Source organism: Arthrobacter sp. CMU6, from assembly GCF_059090205.1.
The window spans coordinates 65,102-89,950 of the sequence record NZ_JBNHFL010000005.1 but is presented as its reverse complement, the minus strand read 5'-3'; the positions used below and the strand labels follow the sequence as shown (position 1 = coordinate 89,950).

Below are 24,849 nucleotides of genomic sequence, written 5' to 3'. Positions count from 1 at the left end.
CGGACCGGATGATCTCAGTCGTCGAAAGGCTTGAACTGCTCCACGGACACGATCCTGCTCTTGCTGGCGTGCGCCACGTGGCAGATGATCATTTCCCCCGGGGCGAGGTAGGGGTCCGCCACCGGCAGCAGGCCTTTGAGCCGGGGGGTCATGTAACCGGCAAGCTGGCCCAGGACGGTGGGGAGGGCCGGCCGGTGGGTACACAGGACCACCGGCCGCTGCTTGTCGAACAGCGCGTCGACGACGGCCGCCGTCTTTTTGGGGTTCCGGGCATGCCGGTGCTCCGTCAGCGCATCCACCAGTTTGACCTTGGCGTCCGAGGACTTGACGTACGGTGCGATGGTGGCCACACAGCGCAGCCACGGGCTGCTGACCACACGCATAGGCTTCCACGCCTTCAGCAGCCGGTGCACGGCCTGTGCCTGGCGGACACCGGTGGCAGCCAGGGGCCGCTCGCCTTCGGCCTTGGTCCATGACGAGCGCGGTTTGGCCTTGGCATGGCGCACAATGACGAGCGGCCAGGTCTGCAGTTCCTTGCGGGCGTGCGCCGCTGCGAGGTACTCCAACGGCGCCCTGTCCGAGGGGTTGGACAGCAGCTGGGCGGCCCGTTCCGGGGTACACCACATGACGCTGTCCACTTCCTTGCCGTCGGGCCGCAGGGAATTGCCCGTGACCTCAACGGCCCAGTAGTGCACAATCTTCAGCCCGGCCGCAACGTGGTAGTGGATAGGCGGAAGCGGGATGCCCAGCGGCGCCACGAGGCCGATCTCCTCCTCCACCTCGCGGACGGCGCACTCGGGCACGGTCTCGCCCGGGTCAAGTTTGCCCTTGGGCCAGGACCAGTCGTCGTACCGCGGGCGATGGATCAGGAGGACTTCCAGCTGGTCTTTCTTGACGCGCCAAGGGAGGGCGCCGGCGGCCGTGACGGCTACCGGCTCGCCCGGGTGATCGGTCTGATCCGCTATGGGTGAGTCGCTGCTCTTCAAAGGCCGGGTTCCTACCGCCGGACGACGGCGCGCTGCCGGGAGCGGGATGCCAGGAGCCAGGTTTGGACGTCGTCAAGCTTTCTGCCGTCGTCGCCGATATGGTGGCGGGTCCACTCGCCGTCGTTGTCCAGGTGCCAGCTGGACGTCTCGGGATCCATGTACCGGCGCATCAGGTCCAGGACGTAGGCGGTGTCTTCACCGCCGGACAGCTGCACCAGCGCCTCCACCCTGCGGTCCAGGTTGCGGTGCATCATGTCGGCGGATCCGATGTACACCACGGGGTCGCCGCCGTTGCTGAAGGCGAAAACGCGTGAGTGCTCAAGGAAGCGGCCCAGGACGGAGCGGACGGTGATGTTCTCGCTGAGGCCTGGGATGCCGGGGCGCAGTGAGCAGATGCCGCGGACTATGACGTCCACCTGCACGCCGGCCTGGGAAGCGCGGTAGAGGGAATCGATGATGGATTCATCCACCATGGAGTTGACCTTGATCTGCACGCGCGCGGGAATCCCTGCCCGGGCGTTGCGGATTTCGGCCTCGATCCTTTCGATCAGTCCCGAACGCACGGAACGGGGCGCCACGAGGAGCCGCTTGAAGGTCGACTTGGGGGCGTACCCGGAAAGCTGGTTGAACAGCTTGGAGAGGTCCTCGCCCACCTGCTCGTTGGCGGTCAGGAGCCCGAGGTCCTCGTAGTAGCGCGCGGTCCGCGGGTGGTAGTTGCCGGTTCCGATGTGGCAGTAGCGGCGCAGCCCGTCCACCTCCTGGCGGACCACGAGGGAGAGCTTGCAGTGGGTCTTCAGGCCCACGATGCCGTAGACCACGTGGACGCCGGCCTGCTCCAGCTTGCGGGCCCAGGAAATGTTGGCCTGCTCGTCGAACCGGGCCTTGATCTCCACGAGGGCCAGCACCTGCTTGCCTGCTTCGGCGGCGTCGATGAGGGCATCGACGATGGGGGAGTCGCCCGAGGTGCGGTACAGGGTTTGCTTGATGGCCTGCACCTTGGGGTCTGCCGCCGCCTGTTCCAGGAACGCCTGGACGGACGTGGAAAACGAATCGTACGGGTGGTGCAAGAGGATGTCCCGGCGGCGCATGGCGGCGAAGACGTTCGCGGCTTTGGACGTCTCGGACTCATTCAGGTACCGCGAGGTGTGTGGCACGTGCTTGGGGTAGTGCAGGTCCGCGCGGTCAATGCTGCCGATCACGGACAGGCCCCGCAGGTCCAGGGGAGCCGGAACGGAATAGACCTCCGACTCGTCCACGCCGAGCTCGCGGATCAGCAGCGCGCGGATGTTCGGGTTGATGTCGTTGGTGACTTCCAGCCGGACGGGCGGCCCGAACCGGCGGCGCAGCAGTTCCTTTTCGAGCGCCTGCAGGAGGTTCTCGGCGTCGTCCTCTTCCACCTCGACGTCCTCGTTGCGGGTCACACGGAAGGTGTGGTGCTCCAGGACCTCCATGCCGGCGAACAGCTGGTCCAGGTGGACGGCGATGACTTCCTCGAGGGCGATGAACCGTGCCACGCGGCCGGGCACCGAACCGGCGCGGGGGCCATCGATGGAGATCAGCCGGGGCAGCTGGTCCGGCACCTTGACGCGCGCGAACAGCTCCTTGTCGCTGACCGGGTTCCGGACCACGACGGCGAGGTTCAGGGAAAGGCCCGAGATGTAGGGGAACGGGTGGGCGGGGTCCACCGCCAGCGGAGTGAGGATCGGGAAGACCTTCTCCGCGAACATGGCGCTGAGCCGGTGCCGGGCCTCGTCGTCGAGCTCGTCCCAGTGCATGAGGTGGATGTGCTCATAGGCCAGGGCCGGCCGGATCTGCTCGGCGTAGACCTGCGCATGCCGCTGCTGCAGGCGGTGGGCTGCCTCGCCGATCTGTTCCAGGACCTGGACGGGGCTTAACCCGGCGGGGGAGGGGACGGCGAGCCCGGTGGCGATGCGGCGCTTCAGGCCGGCCACGCGGACCATGAAGAATTCGTCAAGGTTGGAGGCGAAGATCGAAAGGAAGTTGACGCGTTCCAGCAGGTACAGGTCGGGGTCTTCGGCGAGTTCGAGGACCCGGGCGTTGAACGCTAGCCAGCTCAGCTCGCGGTCCAGGAACCGGTCAGGGCTGATCTCGCCTTCCGGTTCCAGGATGGCGGCGAACTCGGGGATGTCGATCCGGTCCTGCGTGGCGCGGGAGGCCGGCACTTCGGAGGAGCCGAACCGGGCGCGCACAGGGGCCACCTTGATTTCGGTCGTGGCTGTTCCGGCGGATTCCGGTTGCATGCGCTCTCCTTGAGTACTGGCGGGTTTAGTTTCAACCTTACAAGCATTCACCGGTCCGGGACCCGAAGATTTCAAGGCCGGCGGCACGCGTGCCGGTGGGGGTGATCAGCGTCCCTCAAGCGGCCCGTACATGACGTCCATGTCCCAGCGCGTGAAGCCCAGCCGCCGGTACAGCGAGACGGCCGGAGTGTTGTCCGCATCCGTGTACAGCATGACGGCGTGCAGGCCCTGCTGCTGGAGGTGCCGGATCCCGGCAATGGTCAGCGCCTTGCCCAGGCCCATGCCCTGCGCGGCGGGCGTGACGCCCACGACGTACACCTCGCCGATGGCCGGGTGGGTCCCGTGTTGCGGGTGCACCTTGGTCCAGTGGTAGCCGAGAAGCCGCCCCTCCCGGTCCTCGGCCAGCAGGAACCCGGCGGGGTCGAACCAGGGTTCGTCCATCCGGGCCTGCAGGTCTGCCCTGGTGAGGGAGCCCTGCTCCGGATGGTGGGCGAAGGCCTCGCGGTTGGCCGCGAGCCACGCTTCCTCATCCTTGCCCGGCACGAAGGCGCGGATGGAGACCCCGTCCGGAAGGCCGGCGTCGGGCAGGTCGGCGGCGGCGGTGGTGAGCCGCATCTTCCACAGTTCGCGAACCGGACCATAGCCGTACCGGGCGGCCAGGTCTGCTGCTGCCTCATGGTTGCCGTGCGACCAGGCCTTGAGTCCGTCCAGGCCGCGGGAGGACTTGAGGGTGCCAACGAGCCGGTCCGCGACGCCCTGGTTCCGGTAGCTGGGGTGGACGGCGATCTCCACCACGCCCGTCCCGTCCGGCTCTTCGACCACCACGGCGAAGCCGGCCAGGTCCTGTCCCGTGGCGGGGTCCGACTGCTCGTCGGGCGCGTAGAGGGCAAGGGTCAGCAGCGTGTGCGGGCCGGTGTCCGCCGCGCGCATGGTCACGAGGGTCTGTTCGGAGACGGAGGGGTTGCCGTCCGATTCCTCGGCGGCGGCCAGCAGGACGCGGACGTCCCGCAGCAGGTCTTCATCCACACCGCCCTTGACGACGAGGACGGGCCATTTCTCCGGGTGCGCAGGACTCATGCTGTAAGGCTATACGGACGCTGCCGGGGCACGCCCGATTTGAAACAGGCCGTGGCGCCCCGTATAGTCATTACCTCAGCCGGCATTCATGGCAGGTTGTGAGGGGGATCCACCACTGGGGTGGCCTCGATACGTTCGACCCGTATGTCCTCCACTTGTAGTTAGAAATGCAGAACGGCCCGGCTCTGGTGAGCCGGGCCGTTCTGCATTTCTGCTGCGGGCCGTGCCGGGAAGTCGGCACTTGGGCGGGCGTTTTGGCGCCTTAGGCCTCGGTGAGTTCGTCCTCCTGCTGGCGCATGAGCGTGAGCCGGTAGCCGACGTTGCGCACGGTGCTGATCAGGTTCTCGTGGTCGGCGCCCAGCTTGGCGCGCAGCCGCCGGACGTGGACGTCCACGGTGCGCGTGCCGCCGTAGTAGTCGTAGCCCCACACCTCGGTGAGGAGCTGCTGACGGGTGAAAACCCGGCCCGGGTGCTGCGCCAGGTACTTCAGGAGTTCGAATTCCTTGAAGGTCAGGTTCAGTGCCGCGCCGTTGACGCGGGCCGTGTAACTCGCCTCGTCAATTACGACGCCGGCGGCCCGGATTTCGGAGGGAGCCTCCTCCTGTTCCGGTACAGCCCGGGCAACGGAGAGGCGGATCCGGGCCTCCACTTCGGCGGGGCCGGCGGAGTCGAGCACGATGTCGTCGACGGCCCAGGCGGAGGAGACGGCGGCCATGCCGCCTTCGGTGAGGATCAGCACCAGGGGAGCGCTCAGGCCGGTGGCCTTCAGGAGCTGGGTGAGGGAGCGGGCACCCACGAGATCTTTGCGGGCGTCCAGGAGCACGATGTCGCAGGGGTCCGTCTCGAGCAGCGCGGTGGGCTCGGCGGGAAGGATGTGTACCCTGTGGTTCAGGAGCTCCAAGGCAGGCAGAATGTCCACGGATGAACCGGTGCTGTTGGTCAGTAACAGGATGTGCGACATTATTCCTCCATGGGGCTGTCCGCGCATCGTCGGGCGACTGAGCTGATGTCTGAGTATACCCAACGGCCCGTGGACGGACACTGATCGGCCGCACGCGCGCGCCTTGTTTACGACATATGGCGTTCACATAGGGCAGGATTGAAACCGTCAGGGGGCCGAGCCCTGCCCGTCAACGGCACAGCCAGGATGAGGTCGCAGCAGATTTGAGTGCAGAGTCCGAGATGAGTACGCCGGGGCCCGCTCCGGACGTGGGTGTTCCGGCCGCTGCAGGCCGGACGCTGAAATCATGGAGCATCGGGGTCATCGGCCTGGTGGGCCTGGCGACGCTCGTGGCCAGCGTCTTCCGGACTCCGGATGTCCTCCTTGCGGTTGCCGTGCTGTTTGCCCTGGCTATCGGCGCCGGCTGGCCGCACTACCTGGAGATCCCGGCCAAGAAAACCCTCGCCGCAGTGATCGGGCTGTCAGGGGCCGGCTCGGCGGTTGCCGCCTCCTTCACCGCCGCCCCCGGCTACCTCAACTGGACGCCCGGCTTCATCGCCCTGGGTGTCACCGCCGTCTTCCTCGTCCAGCTGGTGCGCGGCACCGGCCAGGCGCAGCGCCTCGAATCGACGCTCGGCTGCTGCGTGGGCGTCCTCCTGTCCTGCCTGGGTTCGGGATGGATCGCCGGGGCCAGGTTCAACGGCGTCAAGGAGATGGTGCTGGTGGCCGGCATCAGCGCTGCTGTCGCACTGCTCACCGGCCTTATCCGCTGGCCGGACCGGATCATTGCGCCCCTGGGCATCACCCTGGCCGGACTGGCCGGCCCCCTCGCCGGCCTGGTGTTCTCCGACATCGCCGTTTTGCCGGCCGCCGTGTTCGGCGTTGTGGTGGGTGCTGTCCTGGTCAGTTTCCGCAGGCTGGTGACACTCCGGGGCGCCCCGCTGAACTTTCCCGCTGCCCTGGGCATGGGACTGGCGCCGATTGCGGCGGTCGGTTCGATCGCCTACTTCATAGACAAACTACTCATCTCCTGACGTATTAGGATGGCATCATGTCCGTACTTGCATTTGAAATCTTCTTCCTTGTCCTGCTCGGCGTTGCCAGCCTTTCCATGGCCTGGTTTGCTGGTTTTGTTGTCTGGCGGCTGTTCAAAGGACAGCGGTAACCCCTGTTTAGCGGTTTCGAGAGGTAGCGGCTGTGCCTATTGAAATTCCTACAGACCTGACCCCCGAACTGGTTCCCCTCTCCTGGCTCATCGGTGAGTGGGAGGGCCGTGGCCGGCTAGGGGCCGGTGATGAAGGTTCGGAGCACTTCCTGCAGCATGTCTCCTTCACCCACAATGGTCAGCCGTACCTGCAGTACCGTGCTGAAAGCTGGCTGACCGACGAGGACGGGACCAAGCTCCGGCCACTCACAGTTGAGACCGGATTTTGGGCCCTGGAGCGCAAACAGCTGGAGGCCGACAGCGGCCCCGGCCTGGTTCCGGGGGACATCGTGCCAGTGCTTAAGAGCGCCGATGAGGTGGAGGCCCTCCGCAACAAGGATGGCGGCTTTGACATCTCGGTGTCGATCAGTCATCCCGGTGGTATTTCGGAGCTGTACTACGGCCAGATCAAGGGGCCACAGATCCAGCTCAGCACCGACATGGTGATGCGCGGCAGCCACTCGAAGGAGTACAGCGCGGCCACCCGGATCTTCGGGCTGGTTGACGGCAACCTGCTGTGGCGGTGGGATGTGGCCACCGGCCGCCCGTCGGCGACCGGCGCGGCCGCCCAGCCTGCTGCCGAGGCCGGCAACGGCCTCGAGGCCCACGCCTCGGCGTTCCTCAAAAAGGTCAGCTGAGCGCAGCCACGCCGCTGTTCCGCACGCCTGTGTCCGCGGCACTTTCCGCGGGCGCTCCCTTCGGCTACTTTGGCCTCAGGTTTCCAATCCTGAGTCCGCAGCAAACCGATGGAGTGTCTGATGGATGAGTCCCGGCCCCCGGCTGACTACAGCGACCTCAAAGCCGTCTACTTCAACGGCACGCTCAAGCGTTCGCCGGAGAAGAGCAATACCGAGGGCCTGATCACGGTGAGCCGGCTGATCATGGAGAAGCAGGGCGTGGCCACACAGGTCATCCGGACTGTCGACCACGACATCGCCAGCGGGGTGTACCCGGACATGCGGGATTACGGCTGGGCAACTGATGAATGGCCGGAGCTGTACCCGGCCGTCAGGGAAGCGGACATCGTGGTGGTGGCCGGTCCCATCTGGCTGGGGGACAACTCCTCGCAGACCAAGAAGCTCATCGAGCGGCTCTACGCCCATTCGGGCGAGCTCAACGGGAAAGGCCAGTGGGCCTTTTACCCAAAGGTGGGCGGCTGCCTGATCACCGGCAACGAAGACGGCATCAAGCACTGTTCCATGAACGTCCTTTACAGCCTGCAGCACATCGGCTTCACCATCCCGCCGCAGGCCGACGCCGGCTGGATCGGCCCCGTCGGGCCGGGACCCAGCTACCTCGATGAAGGATCGGGTGGCCCGGAAAGCGACTTCACGAACCGGAACACCACATTCATGACCTGGAACCTCTTGCACCTGGCCCGGACGCTCAAGGACGCCGGCGGGATTCCCGCCTACGGCAACCTTCCGGAAGAATGGAAGGCCGGAACCAAATTTGGTTTCGAAAACCCGGAGTACCGCTAGGCGGCCGGAATACCCTCCCAGCCAAGGACGTTCCCCTTCATATGACTACCAAGAGCCCTCTGTTGTCGCGCCCCGGCGCCGTTGAAGCGACCGGCGCCGACGCCGGCGTCGCATCCCACTACGGCGAACCCCTGCGGGAGCAGCGCGCCCTGGCGGCCGGAACCGCCGTCGTCGATCTTTCCCACCGCGGCGTGGTGACGGTCACCGGACCGGACCGGCTGAGCTGGCTCAACACGCTGTCCTCCCAGCAGGTCACCAACCTCCAGCCCGGTGAGTCCAGCGAGCTGCTGCTCCTGAGCGTCCAGGGCCGGATCGAGTTCGATGCCCGCGTGGTGGATGACGGCGGGACCACCTGGCTGATGGTCGAGGCCGCCGAGGCGGGTCCCTTGGCCGAGTGGCTGACCAGGATGAAGTTCATGCTCCGCGTGGAGGTGGCGGACGTGTCGGCCGAGTGGGCAGTGGTGGGATCCACGAAGGCTGTGCCCGAATGGTCCGGCCTGCTGGTGTGGCAGGACCCCTGGCCCCACATCGGCGCCGGCGGCTACTCATACGCCGTGGTCCCGGAGGACACCCACCCCGGCACCGAACGCCCGTGGTTCGAATACCTCGTGCCGGCGGCGGAGCTCGAAGAGACGGTGGGGGACCGGAAGCTGGCAGGCATCCTCTCCGCCGAGGCCCTGCGCGTTGCCGCCTGGCGTCCGCGGCTCGGCGCTGAAACGGACGACAAGACCATTCCGCACGAACTGGACCTGCTCCGGACCGCCGTGCACCTGGCGAAGGGCTGCTACAAGGGCCAGGAGACGATCGCCCGCGTGCACAACCTGGGCCACCCGCCGCGGCGCCTCGTGTTCCTGCAGCTCGACGGCTCCCAGCACACCCTGCCGGCCCCCGGCAGCGAGGTCAGGGTGGGGGAGCGCAAGGTGGGCACCGTGACGTCCGTTGCGCAGCACTACGAGATGGGCCCCATCGCGCTGGCAGTGATCAAGCGTTCGGTCGCCCCGGATGAAATACTGACGGTAATGGACGGGGACGAACCGTACACAGCCGCGCAGGAAGTGATCGTGGCGCCCGACGCCGGACAGGTGGTCGGAAGGCAGACAGGATTCCTGAGGGGGACCAACAGATGACAGACTCCACCGCGTCCGGAGCCGGTGCTTCAGAGCAGCCCGCATCGCAGCAGCCTGACGAGGAAACGCTTGAATTGGCGCGCACCCTCCTCGATGCCGCCCGCAATGGCGAGACCGAGTTGCTGCGCAGCTACCTCAATGCAGGCGCTCCGGCCACGCTGACCAACTACGCCGGCGACTCGCTGCTGATGCTCGCCGCGTACCACGGCCATGCCGAAACCGTGCAGCTCATCCTGCACCACGGCGGCGACGCGAACGCCGCCAACGACCGCGGCCAGACCCCGCTGGCCGGCGCCGTGTTCAAGGGCTACTCGGACGTCGCCCGGGTGCTGCTCGACGCGGGCGCAGATCCCGACGCCGGCACCCCCTCGGCGCGTGCCGCCGCCCAGATGTTCGCCCGGGCCGACATCCTGGAATTGCTGGGCTGAGCTTTTGGAGAACGTCAGCAGGCCTTGGCCTGCGCTCTGGTCCCTCGTCATCGGGTTCTTCATGATCCTGATCGACACCACGATCGTTTCAGTGGCGAATCCCCGCATCATGGAGGGGCTTGATACGGACATCAACGCCGTCATCTGGGTCACCAGCGCCTATTTGCTGGCGTATGCGGTGCCGCTGCTGATCACCGGCAGGCTCGGCGACAGGTTCGGACCCAAGCGGCTGTACCTTGCGGGCCTCGTGGTGTTCACCCTCGCGTCGCTGTGGTGCGGGCTGTCCGACACTGTGGGGATGCTCATTGCCGCCCGCGTGCTGCAGGGCTTTGGCGCGGCACTGATGACGCCGCAGACCATGGCCGTGATCACCAGGATCTTCCCGCCGGACGGGCGCGGCGCCGCCATGGGCCTGTGGGGTGCCACCGCCGGAGTGGCCACACTCGTCGGACCCATCCTGGGCGGCGTGCTCGTGGACGGACTTGGCTGGGAGTGGATCTTCTTCATCAACGTGCCCATCGGGATCGTGGGCTTCATCCTCGCCTGGCGCTTCGTTCCGTCCCTCACCACCCACCCGCACAGGTTTGACATCCCAGGCGTGGTGCTCAGTGCCGTCGGGCTCTTCCTCCTGGTCTTTGGCATCCAGGAAGGCGAGACGTACGACTGGGGAACCATCTCGGGGCCGGTGACGGTGTGGGGGCTGATCATCAGCGGCATCGTGGTGCTGGCGCTCTTTGTCGGCTGGCAGGCGGTCAACAAGGGCGAGCCGCTGCTCCCGCTTTCCCTGTTCAAGGACCGCAACTTCTCGCTGGCGAACATCGGGATCACCACCGTGGGCTTCACTGTCACGGCTTTTGGGCTGCCGCTGATCTTCTACTACCAGATGGTGCGGGGCATGACCCCCACGCAGTCGGCCCTCATGATGGTCCCCATGGCGCTGATTTCCGGCGGACTGGCGCCGCTGGTAGGCAAGATCATTGACCGGGTGAACCCCAAATACATCACGTCCACGGGCCTGCTCCTCATGGCGGTGGCCCTGTTCTGGAATTCTGCACTCATGCATCCGGACACCCCGGTATGGCTGTTCCTGCTGCCCAGCGCGGTGCTCGGCTTCGCGAACGCAGGCATCTGGGCGCCGCTGAGCTCCACCGCCACCCGGAACCTGCCGATGCGGCAGGCGGGAGCCGGGGCAGGCGTCTACAACACCACGCGGCAGATCGGTGCCGTGCTCGGCAGCGCCGCCATCGCCGTCCTCATGCAGGCCCGGCTCGCTGCGGAACTTCCGGCGGCATCCGGCGGAACGCCCGGGAGCGGCGGTGAAGCCGGCGGCTTCGGCGGCCAGCTGCCTCCCGCCCTCCATGACGGCTTCGCGACGGCGATGGGCCAGTCGATCATGCTGCCTGCGGCTGTGATTGTGCTCGGCGCCGCGGTTGCCCTGTTCTTCGCCCGGCCCAAGGCGGTCCAGGGCTGGGGCGGGCAGCAGCCCGCGGCCGGCCAGGACGCGGAGGCGACGACGCGCTAGCGCGTCGGGCCGAGCAGCACGCTGGTCTGGATGCCGCCGGTGGAAAAGCCCAGGCTGCGTGCCGTGGCCAGCGAGCCCTTGTTGCTGACGTCGGTGCGCCACTGCAGCGTGAGCCCGGAGGCCAGGGCCTCGTGGGCGGCCACCGAAGCCGCAAGCGATCCCAGACCGCGGCGGCGCCACTCGGGGGCCACGAGAACCCCCATGTGGGCCAGGATCCCTTCCCATTCGGCGTAGGCGCCGCAGGCCACCGGCACCCGCTGCCCGTCGTCGTCGTGAATGATGGTGTACCGGTTCTCGAGGTCGGACAGGCCCACCTCATTCACGTCATCGGGCGGGCACAGGCCCTCAAGTTCGATCGCCTCCGGGTTGCCGTGCGACACGGTCAGTTCCTCCGCGGGCTGCAGCAGCGGCAGGTCGTCGGCGAAGAAGAGCGCGGCGGAGCCCTGTCCGTGGCCGCCGTGCCTCCGGGTGATGGTCAGCAGGGTGACGTGCTGGGCCATCTCCTCGTCGGAAATGCCGGCCGCGGCGTCCAGCGCCCACTGCGGACCCACCAGGGCCGAACTGCCGAACAGGCGCACGAACTCGACTGAGTGCGCTGAGTCGTCAACCCTGGTGATCCGCTCGCCGGATTCCAGTGCGCGGGCAAAAGCGCCATCGTCGAGCCCCAGACGGCGCGCCCAGGCAAGCTGGATGATGGCGGCGGATCCGGGGTCGAGACTCATGCTCCCAGCCTACCGACCCCTGCCGCCCATACAGCGCGAACGTACAGTTGTGGCCCCTGACTCCGCAGAATCAGGGACCACAACTGTACGTTCGCGCTGCGAGAAGACAGCCCGGGGACGGGCTTAGCCGAAGAGGACCGCGGCCTCGTCGTAGCGGTGCTGCGGGACGGTCTTGAGCTTGCCCAGTGCGGCTTCGAAGCCCACGTGGTCAATGTCGGTGCCGCTCAGCGAGACCATGGTGCCCCAGCGTCCCTCCACCACGGAGTCGACGGCGGCCATGCCCAGCCGGGTGGCCAGGACGCGGTCGAACGCGGAGGGGACGCCGCCGCGCTGGATGTGGCCCAGGATGGTAGCACGGGTTTCGATGCCGGTCCTGGCTTCGATTTCCGGGGCCAGCTGGTCGGCGATTCCGCCCAGCCGCGGCCGGCCGAAGGTGTCCAGCCCGCGCTCGGAGTGCGGTGATTCCATATGGGCCGGGACGAAGCCCTCGGCCACCACCACCAGCGGCGCACGGCCACGGTCGTGGGCCTCGGTCACCCATTTGGTGATCTGCTCGATGCTGGTCTTCTGCTCCGGGATGAGGATGGCGTGGGCGCCCGAGGCCATGCCTGCGTGCAGGGCGATCCAGCCGACGTGCCGGCCCATGACCTCGGCGATCATGCAGCGGTGGTGGGACTCGCCGGTGGTCCGCAGCCGGTCGATTGCCTCGGTGGCGATTTGCACAGCGGTGTCGAAGCCGAAGGTGTAGTCGGTGGCGTCGAGGTCGTTGTCCACGGTCTTGGGAACGCCGACGATCTTCAGGCCGGCGTCGGTGAGGCGCTTGGCGGCAGCAAGGGTTCCTTCGCCGCCGATGGCGATGATGGCGTCGATGCCCAAGCGGTCCATATGGGCTTTGATGACGTCCGGTCCGCCGCCGTTCTCGAAGGGGTTGGTCCGGGAGGTGCCCAGGATGGTGCCGCCCTGCTTGGCAATGCCGCGGACGAGCGTACGCGGAATGGGGATGATGTCACCCTCAACCACTCCGCGCCAACCGTCGAGGAACCCCACGAATTCGTGGCCATGGATGGCAATGCCTTTGAGGACGGCGCCGCGGATAACGGCGTTCAGTCCGGGGCAGTCGCCGCCGCTGGTGAGGATTCCGATTTTCATTTTCTTGGCTCAAATCCTGGTTCGAAGGTTTTACGGGCAGAGCGCCACGCTGAGCTCAATTAGAGATTCTAGTGGGGAGTGTGGGGTAGGACACAAACGGTTACACCCCCGAGCGGTCCGGGCGCCGGTGCCCGTACAGCGGGAGCGGTAAGGGCCTGAACGGCCGAGTGCCCCCGTTCCGGCGGGAACGGGGGCGCCGTATAACAGACGACGGCGGGTGCCCGCCGTGGCGGTGACTACCGGCCTATGCCGCGCTTTTCGAGGAAGGACTCAAGCGCGATTGAGTTGTTCTGGTCCGGCAGGATCAGCCACGCCGCGAGGTAGAACACGACGGCCGGGCCCGGCAGCAGGCAAACGATGAGGAAACCGATCCGGACGAATGCCACGTCCACGTTCAGCTTCTCGGCGATTCCGCCGCACACGCCGCCCAGCCAGCGCTGCGGTCCACGTTTAAGGCCGAGGCCCCTGACAATGCTGAAGAACTTTTCCATGGTTCAAGACTTCCCGTTTGTGGTGCTGTTGTCACGTTTTCGTGCTGCGAGGAGCCCGCCGATCACCAGGGCGGCCCCGGCCCCGATCATGAGGCCGATCAGCACATAGGTCCCGTTCAGGACCACGATTCCCAGTTGGGAGATGACGATCAGGACGGCCAGGGCGAGGACCACGAGCCCCCAGACGATGGTGCCTACCCGTGCCGGCGCCTCGGCGGGTTCGTCCGTTCCCGTGCTGGCCGGTTTGGGCAGGGGGTTGGTTTCCGGTGAGGGATCAGAACTGCTCATGTCAGTTTCCTTCCTGGATGGCGATGTTGCTCACGGTGCCGTCGATCTGGAGGATCAGCCTGGCGCCGGGCTTGTCCGAGTTGTAGCTGCTTTGCCGGGAAGTGATGCCTCCCCGGCTGCCCGTGCCCTCGTTCAGGTTGCCCAGCGTCATGTCGGCGCGGACATCCACCGGCACGGTGCGCGGAATGATGACCGTCACGTTGCTGGTCGTGGCGTCGAGGGGGATCACGACGTCAGTGCCCAGTGGCGGGTTCAGGTTCAGGCCGGTCAGGTCGACAGTTCCGCGGCCTCCGGTGATCTGGAAGCCCTGGCGGGCCTGTTCGATGGTGACGGGATTCCAGTCGGCGTTCTGGAAGCGGAACCTGTCACCGTTGGGCACGGCGCTGAAGACACCGCCGACGATGAGCGCCACCACGGCGAGGAACCCGAGGACGCCCGAGGTCCTGCCGCGCATTCCGGCCAGCAGGATGCCAAGGCCAAGGACGGCTGCACCGGCTGCCCAGACCACGGCGTTGGCCGAATTACCGAGCTCAATCAGGTTGCCGGCGTCGAGCGCTTTGAGCGTGCCGCCCGTCAGCAGCGCCAGTCCGGCGGTGATGGCTACGGCCGGTGCACTTGGGCCGCTTGGCCGCGACTTGGGTGCCGGCGCAGGGACCGGGACGGGAGCGGGCCGGCGTGGCGGAACGCCGCCGCCGTAGGGGGCTGTGGGGCCCGTGGAGCCGTACCCTCTGCTCGAGCCGTACTGCTCATTCGGGCCGTACGACGGGATGGCGTCCGGAGTAGGCGGGACCGTGTAGGGCTGGCCCGGCGTATGGCTGCCGGCAGCGAAGGAGGACCCTTCGAATGGCGAGGTGGCGGATCCCGCCGCGGCAGTCGTCGGCGTATTGCCGGGGGCTGTGTAGCCGTAGGCGGCGCGCGCGCCGGTGCCGCTGTCCATTGGTGTTCTGGTCCGGTCCTTGTTGCGCTGGGTCAGGAAGTAGATGAGGTAGATGACGCCGCCGATCCAGAACAGCGCCCAGAAGAAACCGAAGCCGTCACGGCCCCAGCCCCAGAAGCCGCCGCCCATGCCGGTGAGTCCGAGGATCGAGGTGATGAGGGCGCCTGTCATGCCGGTGCTCCAGCGCCCGGCGCCCGCCTCCTGGGTATGGATCCGGCCGTCGGGCTCAGGCAGCAAGGCCCAGCCGAGGCCGTACAGGAGGACGCCGATGCCTGCGAACAGCGTCAGCACGATGAAAATGCCCCGCACAATCAGCGGATCGATGCCCATCCTTTCCGCGATGCCGCTCGAGACGCCGCCGATCCAGCGGTCGCGTCCCCGGTGCACTCCGTGGCTGCGGATCCAGTCGAAGAAGTTCAGCTGCTGGGCGGTGCGGCCGTAGCCGGAAGCACCGTAGCCGGGGGCACCGTAGCCAGTGGCACCGAATGCGGGAGCGCCGGGTGTGGGCCCGGCGTGCGATCCGGCGTGTGATCCGGAAGGAGGGGTGGTTCCAGCGGATGTGTGCGGTGGCTCGTCCCCGGCGGGAGGCGGGAACAGCGGCTCCGTGGGATTCTCCGGCGCAGTGTGGCCTTCCGGCGGAGTGTGGCTCTCCGGCGCCGTGGTTTCCGGTTCGACGGCGCGCTCCGGTTCCTGCCCGGTGCTGCCCTCGGACGGGGTGTCCGGCTGCTGGCCTTTATTGGGGTTGGGGTTCTGCGAGTTCATACTTCGATACTGCCGTTTGCGCTGGTCAGTCCTCTATTGGGGAACACCCTGAGCCGCCCCTGACTTACCCCGGGTTCACCCTCACAACGGGACTCAGGAACCCTGATCCGTGTTTGGATTGATGCATGACCACAGCCCCCGTCCGCCCGCCTCTGGTCCGCAGCAGCGACCGCGTGATTGCCGGCGTCTGCTCCGGCCTGGCGGTTCATCTTGGCTGGCCGGTGCGTATGGTCCGGATCGGAATGGTTGTGGCGGCTTTCGCCGGGGGTGCAGGGCTGGCGTTCTACGCCTGGTTGTGGATCATGGTTCCCACCACGGACGAGAACGCCAAGCGCAATGCCCGCCGCCCGGCGTCGCCCATTGCCCCTGCCGTGAGCATGCCGCCCGAGAGTTTCCAGCCCGCGCCCACCCCGTCATACACCGCTCCTTCCTTCACCGCCGTTCCCCGGCCTGCGGGGGCGTACGACGCCGGTACCCCCTCCCAGCCCGCGGCGCCTGGCGCCGCTCCCGGGGCAGGCACGTGGTTCCGGATCCGGGGCATGCGCTACGGGAAGGAGATCCTGCTTGGCGCCGGTCTCCTGCTCGTGGCCGCCATCCTGATCGCCAGGCTGCTGGGCGTGGAAGTGCCCCTCGGCACACTGATTCCGGCGGCCGCGATACTCGGCGGCGCCGCGATTGCCTGGATGCAACTGGATGAAACCCGGCGGGCCGGGCTCGTCGATAAAACAAAGGCCGATCAAGCCGGTGGATGGGCACGGCTGGCAGCGGGCCTTGCCCTCGTGGTGGCCGGGGTGCTGGTCATGGTTTCCGGGTCGGGCTCATGGCAGCAGACCTGGCTCGCGCTGCTTGCGTCCGTGGCCGTCCTGGGCGGGGTGGCGCTGGTGCTGCTGCCTTGGGGCCTGAAGTTCTGGCGCGACCTGGAGACCGAACGGGCCGGCCGCGTCCGGGAGACCGAACGGGCCGAGATCGCCGCCCACCTGCACGACTCCGTGCTCCAGACCCTTGCCCTGATCCAGCGCCGCGCCGGCAACGAGCACGACGTCGTCCGCCTGGCCAGGGCACAGGAGCGCGAGCTGCGGGGCTGGCTTTTCAAGGACCCGGCCCGCGACGCCGGCCAGCTTTCGGACCGGATCAGGGCCGCCGCCGCGGAGGTTGAAGACGGCCTCGGGCACGCCGTCGACGTCGTGACCGTGGGCGACACTGAGATGACCGAGCGCCACGAGGCGCTGGTCCAGGCCAGCCGCGAGGCCATGCTGAACGGTGCCCGCCACGGCGGCGGTCCCGTTTCCGTCTACCTCGAGGTGTCCGACGGCGGCGCGGAGGTCTTCGTCAAGGACCGCGGCCCGGGCTTCGAACTGAGCACAGTCCCGCATGACAGGCTGGGCGTGCGCGAATCAATCATTGGCCGGATGAAACGGCACGGCGGCAACGCCGCAATCAACAGCGGACCCGACGGCACGGAGGTGCGCCTCAGGCTGCCTGCGGACGTCGCGGACAACGGGGAGGGGAAGTAATGAGTACACCAGCAGCGGCAGGTGCTTCGGGCAGAACCGTGCGGGTGGTGATCGTGGACGACCACGCGATTTTCCGGTCCGGCCTCAAGGCTGACCTGGACCCGAGCGTGGTGGTGGTCGGCGAGGCCGGCACCGTGGAGCAGGCCGTCGAGGTTATTGCCGCGGCACGGCCCGACGTCGTGCTGCTGGACGTGCACCTGCCCGGCGGCCGCGGCGGGGGAGGGCGGGAAGTCATCACAGGTTCCGCGGCGCTCCTGGGAACCACACGTTTCCTTGCCCTGAGCGTCTCGGACGCCGCCGAGGACGTCGTCGCCGTCATCCGTGCCGGTGCCCGCGGCTATGTGACGAAGACCATTTCCGGGGCGGAGATCACCGACGCCGTGTTCCGGGTTGCCGGCGGCGACGCCGTATTTTCCCCGCGCCTTGCAGGCTTCGTTCTCGACGCGTTCGGCACCGCCCCGGCCGACATTGCCGATGACGAACTGGACAAGCTCTCCGCCCGGGAGCTCGAGGTGATGCGGCTGATTGCCCGCGGCTACAGCTACAAGGAGGTGGCCAAGGAGCTCTTCATCTCCATCAAGACCGTGGAAACCCATGTCTCGGCCGTGCTCCGGAAGCTGCAGCTGTCGAGCCGCCACGAACTGACCAAGTGGGCCGCCGAACGCCGCCTCCTCTAGCCCGCCCACACCCCTCCTCACGTCCCGTCGCCTTTTCCCCGATCCTCCCTCACATCCTGCCGTTAAACCCGAATCGCTCTCTCACCGGGTGAGAGAGCGATTCGGGTTTTCCTGCGAAAGGTGAGAGAGCGTCCTACTTGGCTTTGCCGAGGAAGTCCTGCAGGCGGCCCACGCCCGTGGCGAGGTCTTCGTCGCCCAGGGCGTAGGACAGGCGCAGGAAGCCGGACGGGCCGAAGGCTTCACCGGGAACTACTGCCACCTCCACCTCGTCCAGGATCAGCGCGGCGAGTCCGGCCGAGGTCTCGGGGCGGACCGGACCGTTCGCCGTCGGGAATTCCCTACCCAGCAGCGCGCGGACGTCCGCGTACACGTAAAAGGCGCCCTTCGGCGTCGGGCATTCAACGCCCTCGATCGCGTTGAGGCCGTCAACGATGGCCTTCCGGCGGCGGTCGAAGGCGACCTTCATCTCGTCCACCGCGGTAAGCGGACCGGAGACGGCTGCCAGGGCGGCGATCTGCGGGATGTTGGACACGTTGGAGGTGGCGTGCGACTGCAGGTTCGTGGCGGCCTTGATGACGTCGGCGGGCCCGATCATCCAGCCAACGCGCCAACCGGTCATCGCATAGGTCTTGGCAACACCGTTCAGGATCACTACCTTGTCACCCAGTTCCGGCGCGGCGGTGGCGATGGAAGTGAAGGGAACACCGTCGTACGTCATGTGCTCGTAGATTTCGTCAGTGACAACCCACAGGCCCTTGGCTGCGGCCCACTTGCCGATTTCGGCGACCTTCTCGGGCGAGTAGACGGAGCCGGTGGGGTTCGACGGCGACACGAACAGCAGGATCTTTGTGCGGTCCGTGACGGCTGCTTCGAGCTGCTCCACGGTCACCAGGTAGTCCTGCTCCGGGCCGGCAAAGACTTCCACCGGGACGCCGCCGGCCAGGCGGATGGCTTCTGGGTAGGTAGTCCAGAACGGCGTGGGTACGATCACTTCGTCGCCCGGATCCACGAGGGTGGCGAACGTGTTGTAGACGGCCTGCTTGCCGCCGTTGGTGACCAGCACCTGGGAGGGGTCGGCCTTGTAGCCGGAGTCCCGGAACGTCTTCTCGGCGATGGCCTTCTTCAGCTCGGGCAGGCCGCCGGCGGGGGAATAGCGGTGGTACTTCGGCTGGCTGGCGGCGTCGATGGCGGCCTGGACGATGTAGTCCGGGGTGGGGAAGTCGGGCTCGCCCGCACCGAAGCCAATCACCGGCCGGCCGGCGGCCTTCAGCGCCTTGGCCTTGGCGTCGACAGCCAGGGTGGCGGATTCGGCAATGGCGGAAATGCGTTGGGAAACGCGGGCGGAAGACATGGCAGGTCCGTTCTTCGCTTGCAGCTGGTGGGCTGAATGGTGGATTTCGACGGAATCTACTCTATGCTGTTCACCGGATCGTTCGAGGTGGAACACGGATTTGTGACTGCGGTGCGGCGCGGATCCGGAAGCTGAAAACGGTCCTAGATGAGGCCGGTTCGACGTAAGCGCAGTTGTTGCGTAGACTGGTTCTCCGGTGTTGAAAACACGGATGATGACGTGCGCCCCAGACGGCCTTGGGGAAAGTGCGGCCTGCATCGGTTTTTGATCCATAGGGTAGTGGCGCAATTGGTAGCGCAGCGGTCTCCAAAACCGCAGGTTGCAGGTTCGAGTCCTGTCTGCCCTGCGCAGGCTGTTCCGGCGAAAAGCCGGAGCAAGCGCAGCAATCAAAGGTTCAGTTCAGAGCCGGGTAATCCGACTTGCGAGGATGAGTGAGGAACAGGTGACCGAAACAGCTGCCAGCAGCTCCAAGGGCCGCCCCGCAAAGAATGCCGCCAAGGCTGGCTTCTTCGCTCGCATCGCACTCTTCATCCGCCAGGTCATCGGCGAACTGAAGAAGGTCGTCGCCCCCACCCGCAAGGAACTGATCAACTACACGCTCGTGGTGCTCGTATTCGTAGTCATCATGATGGTGATCGTCACTCTGCTGGACCTGGCGTTCGGCACCGCGGTGAGCTGGGTCTTCAGCGGTACAGGCGCCACGGACCAATAAGGCGATCGGTCCGCAGACTGCGTGGGCTCCCCGGCCGGATTCGGCCAGGAGCTGCGGGGTGTGCGGAATTGAGCCATTTAAATAGGCAATTAGGCAATGAGGAAGCAGGAGACCAAGTGTCTGAGCAGGAGCTCGAGGTAACTGAGACTGAGCTGGATGAAACCCAGAACCCCGCGGCTGAGTCCGCCGAGGGCTCCGAGGTTGAGTCTGCTGCGCCCGAATCCGAAGGCGACGCCGATTTTGAAGACGACGCTGACGCCGACGCTACTGACGACGCCGAGACCGACGACGCTGCCGACGCCGACGACGTCACCGGAGAGGACGCCGAGGAAGGCGCCGAAGGGACCGACGTCCTGGCCGCTGCTGCCGCCCAGGCCACCGACCCGGCCGAAGAGTTCAAGGCCAAGCTGCGCCGCCAGGAAGGTGACTGGTACGTCATCCACTCCTACGCCGGCTACGAAAACCGCGTCAAGGCCAACCTTGAGACCCGCATCCAGACCCTGGACATGGAAGATTACATCTTCGAAATCCAGGTTCCGATGGAGGAAGTCGTTGAGATCAAGAACGCTCAGCGCAAGGTCATCAACCGCGTCCGCATCCCCGGCTACGTGCTGGTCCGCATGGACCTGACCGACGCCTCGTGGGGCGCCGTCCGCCACACCCCGGGCGTCACCGGCTTCGTGGGCAACGCCCACAACCCCGTGCCGCTGCGCCTCGATGAGGTCTTCTCCATGCTCGCGCCGGTCTTCGAAGAGGAGCAGGCGGAGAAGGGCAAGCCCACCAAGCAGGCCGCCGCTCCGGTGAACGTCGACTTCGAGGTCGGCGAATCGGTCATCGTCAAGGAAGGCCCGTTCGAGACCCTTCCCGCCACGATCTCCGAGATCAAGGTGGATTCCCAGACCCTCGTGGTGCTGGTTTCCATCTTCGAACGCGAGACCCCGGTCACGCTGGCCTTCAACCAGGTCACCAAGATCTAGCTGACCACCACAGATTTCGTTCCGGAGCGGCCCGCTTTAGCAGTTCCGGAACGGCCGACCGCCTCGCCATGGCGGTCAACCACCTGAGGCACGCTCCTGTGTCCCAGGACGCATTTGAGAGAAGGACCCTACATTGGCTCCCAAGAAGAAGGTCACCGGCCTCATCAAGCTGCAGATCCAGGCAGGTGCCGCCAACCCGGCCCCGCCGATCGGTCCTGCGCTTGGCCAGCACGGTGTCAACATCATGGAATTCTGCAAGGCGTACAACGCCGCGACGGAAGCCCAGCGCGGCAACGTTATTCCTGTTGAAATCACGGTCTACGAAGACCGCTCGTTCACGTTCATCACCAAGACCCCGCCGGCTGCAGAGCTCATCAAGAAGGCTGCAGGCGTCGCCAAGGGTTCCGCTACCCCGCACACCGTCAAGGTTGCCAAGCTGACCCAGGCCCAGGTCAACGAGATCGCCTCCACCAAGATGGAAGACCTCAACGCCACCAGCCTCGAAGGCGCAGCGAAGATCATCGCCGGCACCGCCCGCTCCATGGGTATCACCGTCGAGGGTTAATTCCCTCACCGCTGGTGCGGTGCCGCGCCCGGGAAACCGGGAACGACGCCGGGCAGCACCGCCGGGAAACCGGCACCACTGAAACATTGAAATGTTGGAGATCGGTCCGGACAAAAACGGCCGGAGTTCCAACTGTGGCAGGGCCCAGCGCGGTCCGCAGACCACAACTGCACAAGGAGAAATAAGCAGCATGGCAAAGCGCAGCAAAGCATACGAGGCAGCCGCAGCCAAGATCGACGCGGAGAAGTTCTACGCGCCGTTCGAGGCAGTGACGCTCGCCAAGGACACCAACCCGTCCAAGTTCGACGCCACCGTTGAGGTCGCCTTCCGCCTGGGCGTTGACCCCCGTAAGGCTGACCAGATGGTCCGCGGCACCGTCAACCTGCCGCACGGCACCGGTAAGACTGCCCGCGTCCTCGTGTTCGCCACGGGCGAGAAGGCTGAAGCAGCAATCGCTGCCGGCGCCGACTTCGTTGGTTCCGACGACCTGATCGAAAAGATCGCCGGCGGCTGGACCGACTTCGACGCAGCCGTTGCCACCCCTGACCTCATGGGCAAGGTCGGCCGCCTCGGTAAGGTCCTGGGTCCGCGTAACCTGATGCCGAACCCGAAGACCGGCACCGTCACCCCCGATGTCACCAAGGCTGTCAACGACATCAAGGGCGGCAAGATCGACTTCCGCGTCGACAAGCACTCCAACCTGCACTTCATCATCGGCAAGGTTTCGTTTGACGCCGTCAAGCTGGCCGAGAACTACGCCGCTGCCCTCGAAGAGGTGCTCCGCCTGAAGCCGTCCGCTTCCAAGGGCCGCTACATCCAGAAGGCAACGGTTGCCACCACCTTCGGTCCCGGCATCTCCGTTGACCCCAACGTCACCAAGGTTCTGACCGAGGCGTAAGTCTCGCGAACCACCGGCCGGTTCCTCCGGCTGGCAACAAAAGGACCGTCCGGCATGTGCCGGGCGGTCCTTTTTCATGTGCGGTGGCCCTTTGAGTACGACGGCGGGACTCCGGTCGGGCGCGCCGTCGCCCAGGGAGGGGCCCTGTCGGGCGCCGCCCAGGGAGGCGCCCTGTCCCGCGCAGGGGTGTTGCGGCTAGTCTGATCCGGTGACGACGCCCTCCTACCGGATCGAGCCGCTTTTCCTGCCTGTGTCGGTTGACGCGCCCGACGCCACCGACTTCCTTGAGTTCAGCGACCTCAGCGATGCCGTGGTGCTGGAGACCTGGGGCAACCTGGACCGGGCAGCGCCCCGCAAGGCCAGGCTTGAAGCGTGGCGTGACGACGACTACGGGAAGCTGCGGCTCTTCTTCGTGCGGCTGGACGGCCGCATGGTGGCAAGGTCCTGGATAAGGCTCTCTCAAAAGGAGAACCTTCAGGATGCGTTCCTCAGGGTGGACGTCCTCAACGAATTCAGCGGCCGCGGAATTGGCCAGGCTCTCTTGCGGCATGCGGAGGCACTGGCGGCGGAGGACGGGCGCAGCACCCTGCAGTCCTTCACTGAACACGCGCCTGGCTTCGATCCGGACGGCCCGGGAATCCTGCGGCCAGGAACGGGGACGGGCGGCGTCCCGGCCGCGGCCCGCGGCGTAAGGTTCGCCGTGGCGGCCGGCTACACCCTCGAGCAGGTGACGCGTTTCAGCGCACTGGACATGCCGCCGTCGGACGGCGTCCTTGACGCGCTGGAAGGCGAGGCCGCCGCCATCGCCGGGGACCAGTACGAGATTCTCGGCTGGACCGACCGCTGTCCGGAGGAGTATGTCGACGAGATGGCCGTGCTTATGTCCAGGATGAGCACGGACACTCCGGCCGGGGCGCTGCATTATGACGCCGAAGTGTGGGATTTCCGGCGCGTCCGGCACGTCGAGGACGAGTGGAAGCGGACGGGGCTGGAGTCGCTGGTGGCGGTGGCCCGGCATAAGGGGAGCGGCGAGCTGGCCGCCTACTCGGTACTGCAGCACTCGGACGAAAAGCCGTGGCTGGCCGAGCAGGACGACACGCTTGTGGCGAAGGCACACCGCGGGCGCCGGCTGGGGATGCTGGTGAAGGTGCACAACCTGCGGCGCCTGCAGAAGGACCATCCCGAAGTGGAACGGGTCCTGACATTCAACGCCGCGGAGAATGACCACATGCTGGCCATCAACGTAGCCCTTGGCTTCCGTGCGGCCGGGTACGACGGTGAGTGGCAGCGCCGGCGCTAACCGTCATATGCTGGCGACGGATACACCGCGTGGACTCAAGCCCGCAGCCTTCACGGCAAGCGGCGGAAACGGCTGGGGATGATGGCAATAGAGGTGCGGATTGAGCGGCTGTGGATTCCGGACTCCGTGGATGCCCCCGACGCAGCGGATTTCCTCGCCGCGGTAGAGGTGGGGCGCAAGGTTCGGATGGATACCTGGGGCAGTGACGACCTCGCCTACACGCCGCTGGAAAAGCTCCTCGAACTGGACGACCCGTACGAACGCCAGGTGATCCTCGTGGCAAAGATCGGCGACGACATCGTGGGCACCGTGGACATCGCGCTGCCCCTCGCCGACAACCTGGACCTTGCCGAATTCACCCTGGACATCCTCCCCGAGTATCAGCGCCAGGGCGTGGGCAGGCAGCTGCTGGAGGCCGCGGAGCAGTTCGCCCGGAACGAAGGCCGCACCATGATCCTGGTGGACACCAACCATCCCGGGGCCTCCTTGCATGAGTTCGCGCCAGAGCAGCTGGTGCCCGGCTCCGGGCAGGGCTACGTGCCGCTGGGCAGCCGCGAGGTGGACTTCGCCCAGCGCACCGGCTACACGCTGCAGCACATTGAACAGTTCAGCTCGTGTGCGCTGCCGCTGGACACCAAGCTGGTGGCCGAGCTCGAGGCGGAGGCGCAGGAGGCCAACAACGGCCGCTACCGCCTTCACCACTGGACCGACCGCTGCCCGGAGCGCTGGCTTGAAGAGGTTGCCGCCCTCGAAAACCAGGCCGGCGGCGACGCCGGACCGATGGAAGACGCCGACAGCATGGTTTTCGACGCCAGGATCCTGCGTGAAGCCGAGGAAGTCACTATCGCCCAGGGGCGGCGCACGGTGGTGACCGCCGTCGAACATATCGCCACGGGGACGCTCGTGGGGCTGACCACCATCAGTGTCCTGGCGCAGCGGCAGGACGTCGTCTTCCAGGACGATACCGTGGTGCTGCAGGCCCATCGCGGCAACAAGCTGGGCCTGCTCATCAAGGTGGCCAACATGGAGCGCCTCACCGAGCAGTTTCCCGCTGCACGGGTGATCTACACCTGGAATGCACCGGAAAACCGGTACCTGCTCACGGTCAACCGCCAGCTCGGGTTCACGACGGCGGGAGTCACCGGGATCTGGCAGAAGGAACTGCCGGACCTGGGACCCAGCAGGAGCTAGGCCGATTTGGTTATCCGCAGAACCCTCCCGTAAGCTTGAACTACCAAAGACCGTCGGTTGTTGGATTCCCACTCTTTCAAGCTCAGCTCAACTCTGCAGTTGTGTGCGAAAGAGCCAGTGGGTTTCCGGACGAAGGACCCTGAACGTAGGGCGGCCGGCGCAGGTGAACGAAGCAAAGCTCCGCTGTTTGAACAGCGTTGAGCCAAGCCCCGTGCATCTGCGCGGGGCGTTTTTAGTTTTAGCTCACCTGAGCGGGGACCCGGAATACCGGCACTATCCCCGGAAGGAG

Annotated in this window: 24 protein-coding genes and 1 tRNA gene; 15 read left to right on the top strand and 10 right to left on the bottom strand. The window is 66.5% G+C overall.

All coding sequences use genetic code 11. The features are described from left to right. Positions 1-14: 14 nt before the first annotated feature. The 4 genes from AC5RWD_RS05060 to AC5RWD_RS05045 form a co-directional block, all read right to left on the bottom strand. Positions 15-986 carry an NUDIX hydrolase gene (locus AC5RWD_RS05060; protein ID WP_494018967.1) on the bottom strand — a complete coding sequence of 324 codons (972 nt, stop codon included), beginning with the start codon at positions 984-986 and terminating at the stop codon, positions 15-17. Positions 987-997: 11 nt separating this feature from the next. Beyond that, the gene (locus AC5RWD_RS05055) at positions 998-3,247 is read right to left on the bottom strand and encodes an RNA degradosome polyphosphate kinase (RefSeq protein WP_494018966.1); all 2,250 of its coding nucleotides are present in this window, start codon (positions 3,245-3,247) and stop codon (positions 998-1,000) included. Positions 3,248-3,352: 105 nt separating this feature from the next. Beyond that, positions 3,353-4,324, bottom strand: coding sequence for a mycothiol synthase (mshD, locus tag AC5RWD_RS05050; RefSeq protein WP_494018965.1), 972 nt, complete (start codon positions 4,322-4,324; stop codon positions 3,353-3,355). Positions 4,325-4,586: 262 nt separating this feature from the next. After that, a complete protein-coding gene (locus tag AC5RWD_RS05045; RefSeq protein WP_494018964.1) occupies positions 4,587-5,285 on the bottom strand; it encodes a winged helix-turn-helix transcriptional regulator in 699 nt (232 codons plus the stop codon). A gap of 221 nt (positions 5,286-5,506) precedes the next feature. On the opposite strand from AC5RWD_RS05045, the gene AC5RWD_RS05040 reads away from it, so the two are divergent. The 6 genes from AC5RWD_RS05040 (at position 5,507) to AC5RWD_RS05015 (ending at position 11,026) form a co-directional block, all read left to right on the top strand. Continuing rightward, the gene (locus AC5RWD_RS05040) at positions 5,507-6,298 is read left to right on the top strand and encodes a permease (RefSeq protein WP_494018963.1); all 792 of its coding nucleotides are present in this window, start codon (positions 5,507-5,509) and stop codon (positions 6,296-6,298) included. Positions 6,299-6,461: 163 nt separating this feature from the next. Then, a complete protein-coding gene (locus AC5RWD_RS05035) occupies positions 6,462-7,106 on the top strand; it encodes a nitrobindin family protein (RefSeq protein ID WP_494018962.1) in 645 nt (214 codons plus the stop codon). 120 nt (positions 7,107-7,226) lie between these two features. Beyond that, entirely contained in the window at positions 7,227-7,949 is a 723-nt protein-coding gene (locus AC5RWD_RS05030) for a flavodoxin family protein (RefSeq protein ID WP_494018961.1), read from the top strand. Positions 7,950-7,990: 41 nt separating this feature from the next. After that, entirely contained in the window at positions 7,991-9,076 is a 1,086-nt protein-coding gene (gene ygfZ, locus AC5RWD_RS05025) for a CAF17-like 4Fe-4S cluster assembly/insertion protein YgfZ (protein WP_494018960.1), read from the top strand. After that, a complete protein-coding gene (locus AC5RWD_RS05020; RefSeq protein ID WP_494018959.1) occupies positions 9,073-9,504 on the top strand; it encodes an ankyrin repeat domain-containing protein in 432 nt (143 codons plus the stop codon). The genes ygfZ and AC5RWD_RS05020 overlap by 4 nt, the downstream gene beginning before the upstream one ends. A gap of 4 nt (positions 9,505-9,508) precedes the next feature. Further along, on the top strand, positions 9,509-11,026 hold the full coding sequence (locus tag AC5RWD_RS05015) for a DHA2 family efflux MFS transporter permease subunit (RefSeq protein ID WP_494018958.1): 1,518 nt from the start codon (positions 9,509-9,511) through the stop codon (positions 11,024-11,026). On the opposite strand, the gene AC5RWD_RS05010 is transcribed toward AC5RWD_RS05015, so the two are convergent. The 5 genes from AC5RWD_RS05010 to AC5RWD_RS04990 form a co-directional block, all read right to left on the bottom strand. Then, positions 11,023-11,748, bottom strand: coding sequence for a GNAT family N-acetyltransferase (locus tag AC5RWD_RS05010; RefSeq protein ID WP_494018957.1), 726 nt, complete (start codon positions 11,746-11,748; stop codon positions 11,023-11,025). The two genes, AC5RWD_RS05015 and AC5RWD_RS05010, sit on opposite strands and share 4 nt — an antisense overlap. A 123-nt stretch (positions 11,749-11,871) precedes the next feature. Beyond that, positions 11,872-12,897 carry a 6-phosphofructokinase gene (locus tag AC5RWD_RS05005; protein ID WP_494018956.1) on the bottom strand — a complete coding sequence of 342 codons (1,026 nt, stop codon included), beginning with the start codon at positions 12,895-12,897 and terminating at the stop codon, positions 11,872-11,874. 236 nt (positions 12,898-13,133) lie between these two features. After that, complete coding sequence (locus AC5RWD_RS05000) at positions 13,134-13,388, bottom strand: PspC domain-containing protein (protein WP_494018955.1); 255 nt, start codon at positions 13,386-13,388, stop codon at positions 13,134-13,136. Positions 13,389-13,391: 3 nt separating this feature from the next. Next, entirely contained in the window at positions 13,392-13,676 is a 285-nt protein-coding gene (locus AC5RWD_RS04995) for a hypothetical protein (RefSeq protein ID WP_494018954.1), read from the bottom strand. A gap of 1 nt (position 13,677) precedes the next feature. Beyond that, the gene (locus AC5RWD_RS04990) at positions 13,678-15,375 is read right to left on the bottom strand and encodes a PspC domain-containing protein (RefSeq protein WP_494018953.1); all 1,698 of its coding nucleotides are present in this window, start codon (positions 15,373-15,375) and stop codon (positions 13,678-13,680) included. A gap of 125 nt (positions 15,376-15,500) precedes the next feature. Here AC5RWD_RS04990 and AC5RWD_RS04985 point away from each other — a divergent pair, with 125 nt between their 5' ends. After that, the gene (locus tag AC5RWD_RS04985) at positions 15,501-16,889 is read left to right on the top strand and encodes a PspC domain-containing protein (protein WP_494018952.1); all 1,389 of its coding nucleotides are present in this window, start codon (positions 15,501-15,503) and stop codon (positions 16,887-16,889) included. Next, positions 16,889-17,566, top strand: a complete 678-nt coding sequence (locus tag AC5RWD_RS04980; RefSeq protein WP_494018951.1) for a LuxR C-terminal-related transcriptional regulator — start codon at positions 16,889-16,891, stop codon at positions 17,564-17,566. The genes AC5RWD_RS04985 and AC5RWD_RS04980 overlap by 1 nt, the downstream gene beginning before the upstream one ends. Before the next feature lie 133 nt (positions 17,567-17,699). Here AC5RWD_RS04980 and AC5RWD_RS04975 read toward each other — a convergent pair whose 3' ends face one another. Continuing rightward, positions 17,700-18,917, bottom strand: a complete 1,218-nt coding sequence (locus tag AC5RWD_RS04975) for a pyridoxal phosphate-dependent aminotransferase (RefSeq protein WP_494018950.1) — start codon at positions 18,915-18,917, stop codon at positions 17,700-17,702. A 273-nt stretch (positions 18,918-19,190) separates the two neighbouring features. On the opposite strand from AC5RWD_RS04975, the gene AC5RWD_RS04970 reads away from it, so the two are divergent. From AC5RWD_RS04970 to AC5RWD_RS04940, 7 genes are all read left to right on the top strand, one after another. Continuing rightward, a tRNA-Trp gene (locus AC5RWD_RS04970) sits at positions 19,191-19,263 on the top strand. 81 nt (positions 19,264-19,344) lie between these two features. Then, entirely contained in the window at positions 19,345-19,629 is a 285-nt protein-coding gene (gene secE / locus AC5RWD_RS04965) for a preprotein translocase subunit SecE (protein ID WP_494018949.1), read from the top strand. 116 nt (positions 19,630-19,745) lie between these two features. Continuing rightward, positions 19,746-20,606, top strand: coding sequence for a transcription termination/antitermination protein NusG (gene nusG / locus AC5RWD_RS04960; RefSeq protein WP_494018948.1), 861 nt, complete (start codon positions 19,746-19,748; stop codon positions 20,604-20,606). 133 nt (positions 20,607-20,739) lie between these two features. Beyond that, positions 20,740-21,171 (top strand): 50S ribosomal protein L11, encoded by a 432-nt coding sequence (gene rplK / locus AC5RWD_RS04955; protein WP_003803853.1) that lies wholly within the window; start codon positions 20,740-20,742, stop codon positions 21,169-21,171. Positions 21,172-21,361: 190 nt separating this feature from the next. Then, complete coding sequence (gene rplA, locus AC5RWD_RS04950) at positions 21,362-22,069, top strand: 50S ribosomal protein L1 (RefSeq protein ID WP_306924901.1); 708 nt, start codon at positions 21,362-21,364, stop codon at positions 22,067-22,069. Positions 22,070-22,277: 208 nt separating this feature from the next. After that, complete coding sequence (locus tag AC5RWD_RS04945; protein ID WP_494018947.1) at positions 22,278-23,369, top strand: GNAT family N-acetyltransferase; 1,092 nt, start codon at positions 22,278-22,280, stop codon at positions 23,367-23,369. Between the two features lie 81 nt (positions 23,370-23,450). Next, positions 23,451-24,560 (top strand): GNAT family N-acetyltransferase, encoded by a 1,110-nt coding sequence (locus AC5RWD_RS04940; RefSeq protein WP_494018946.1) that lies wholly within the window; start codon positions 23,451-23,453, stop codon positions 24,558-24,560. Positions 24,561-24,849: the final 289 nt, after the last annotated feature.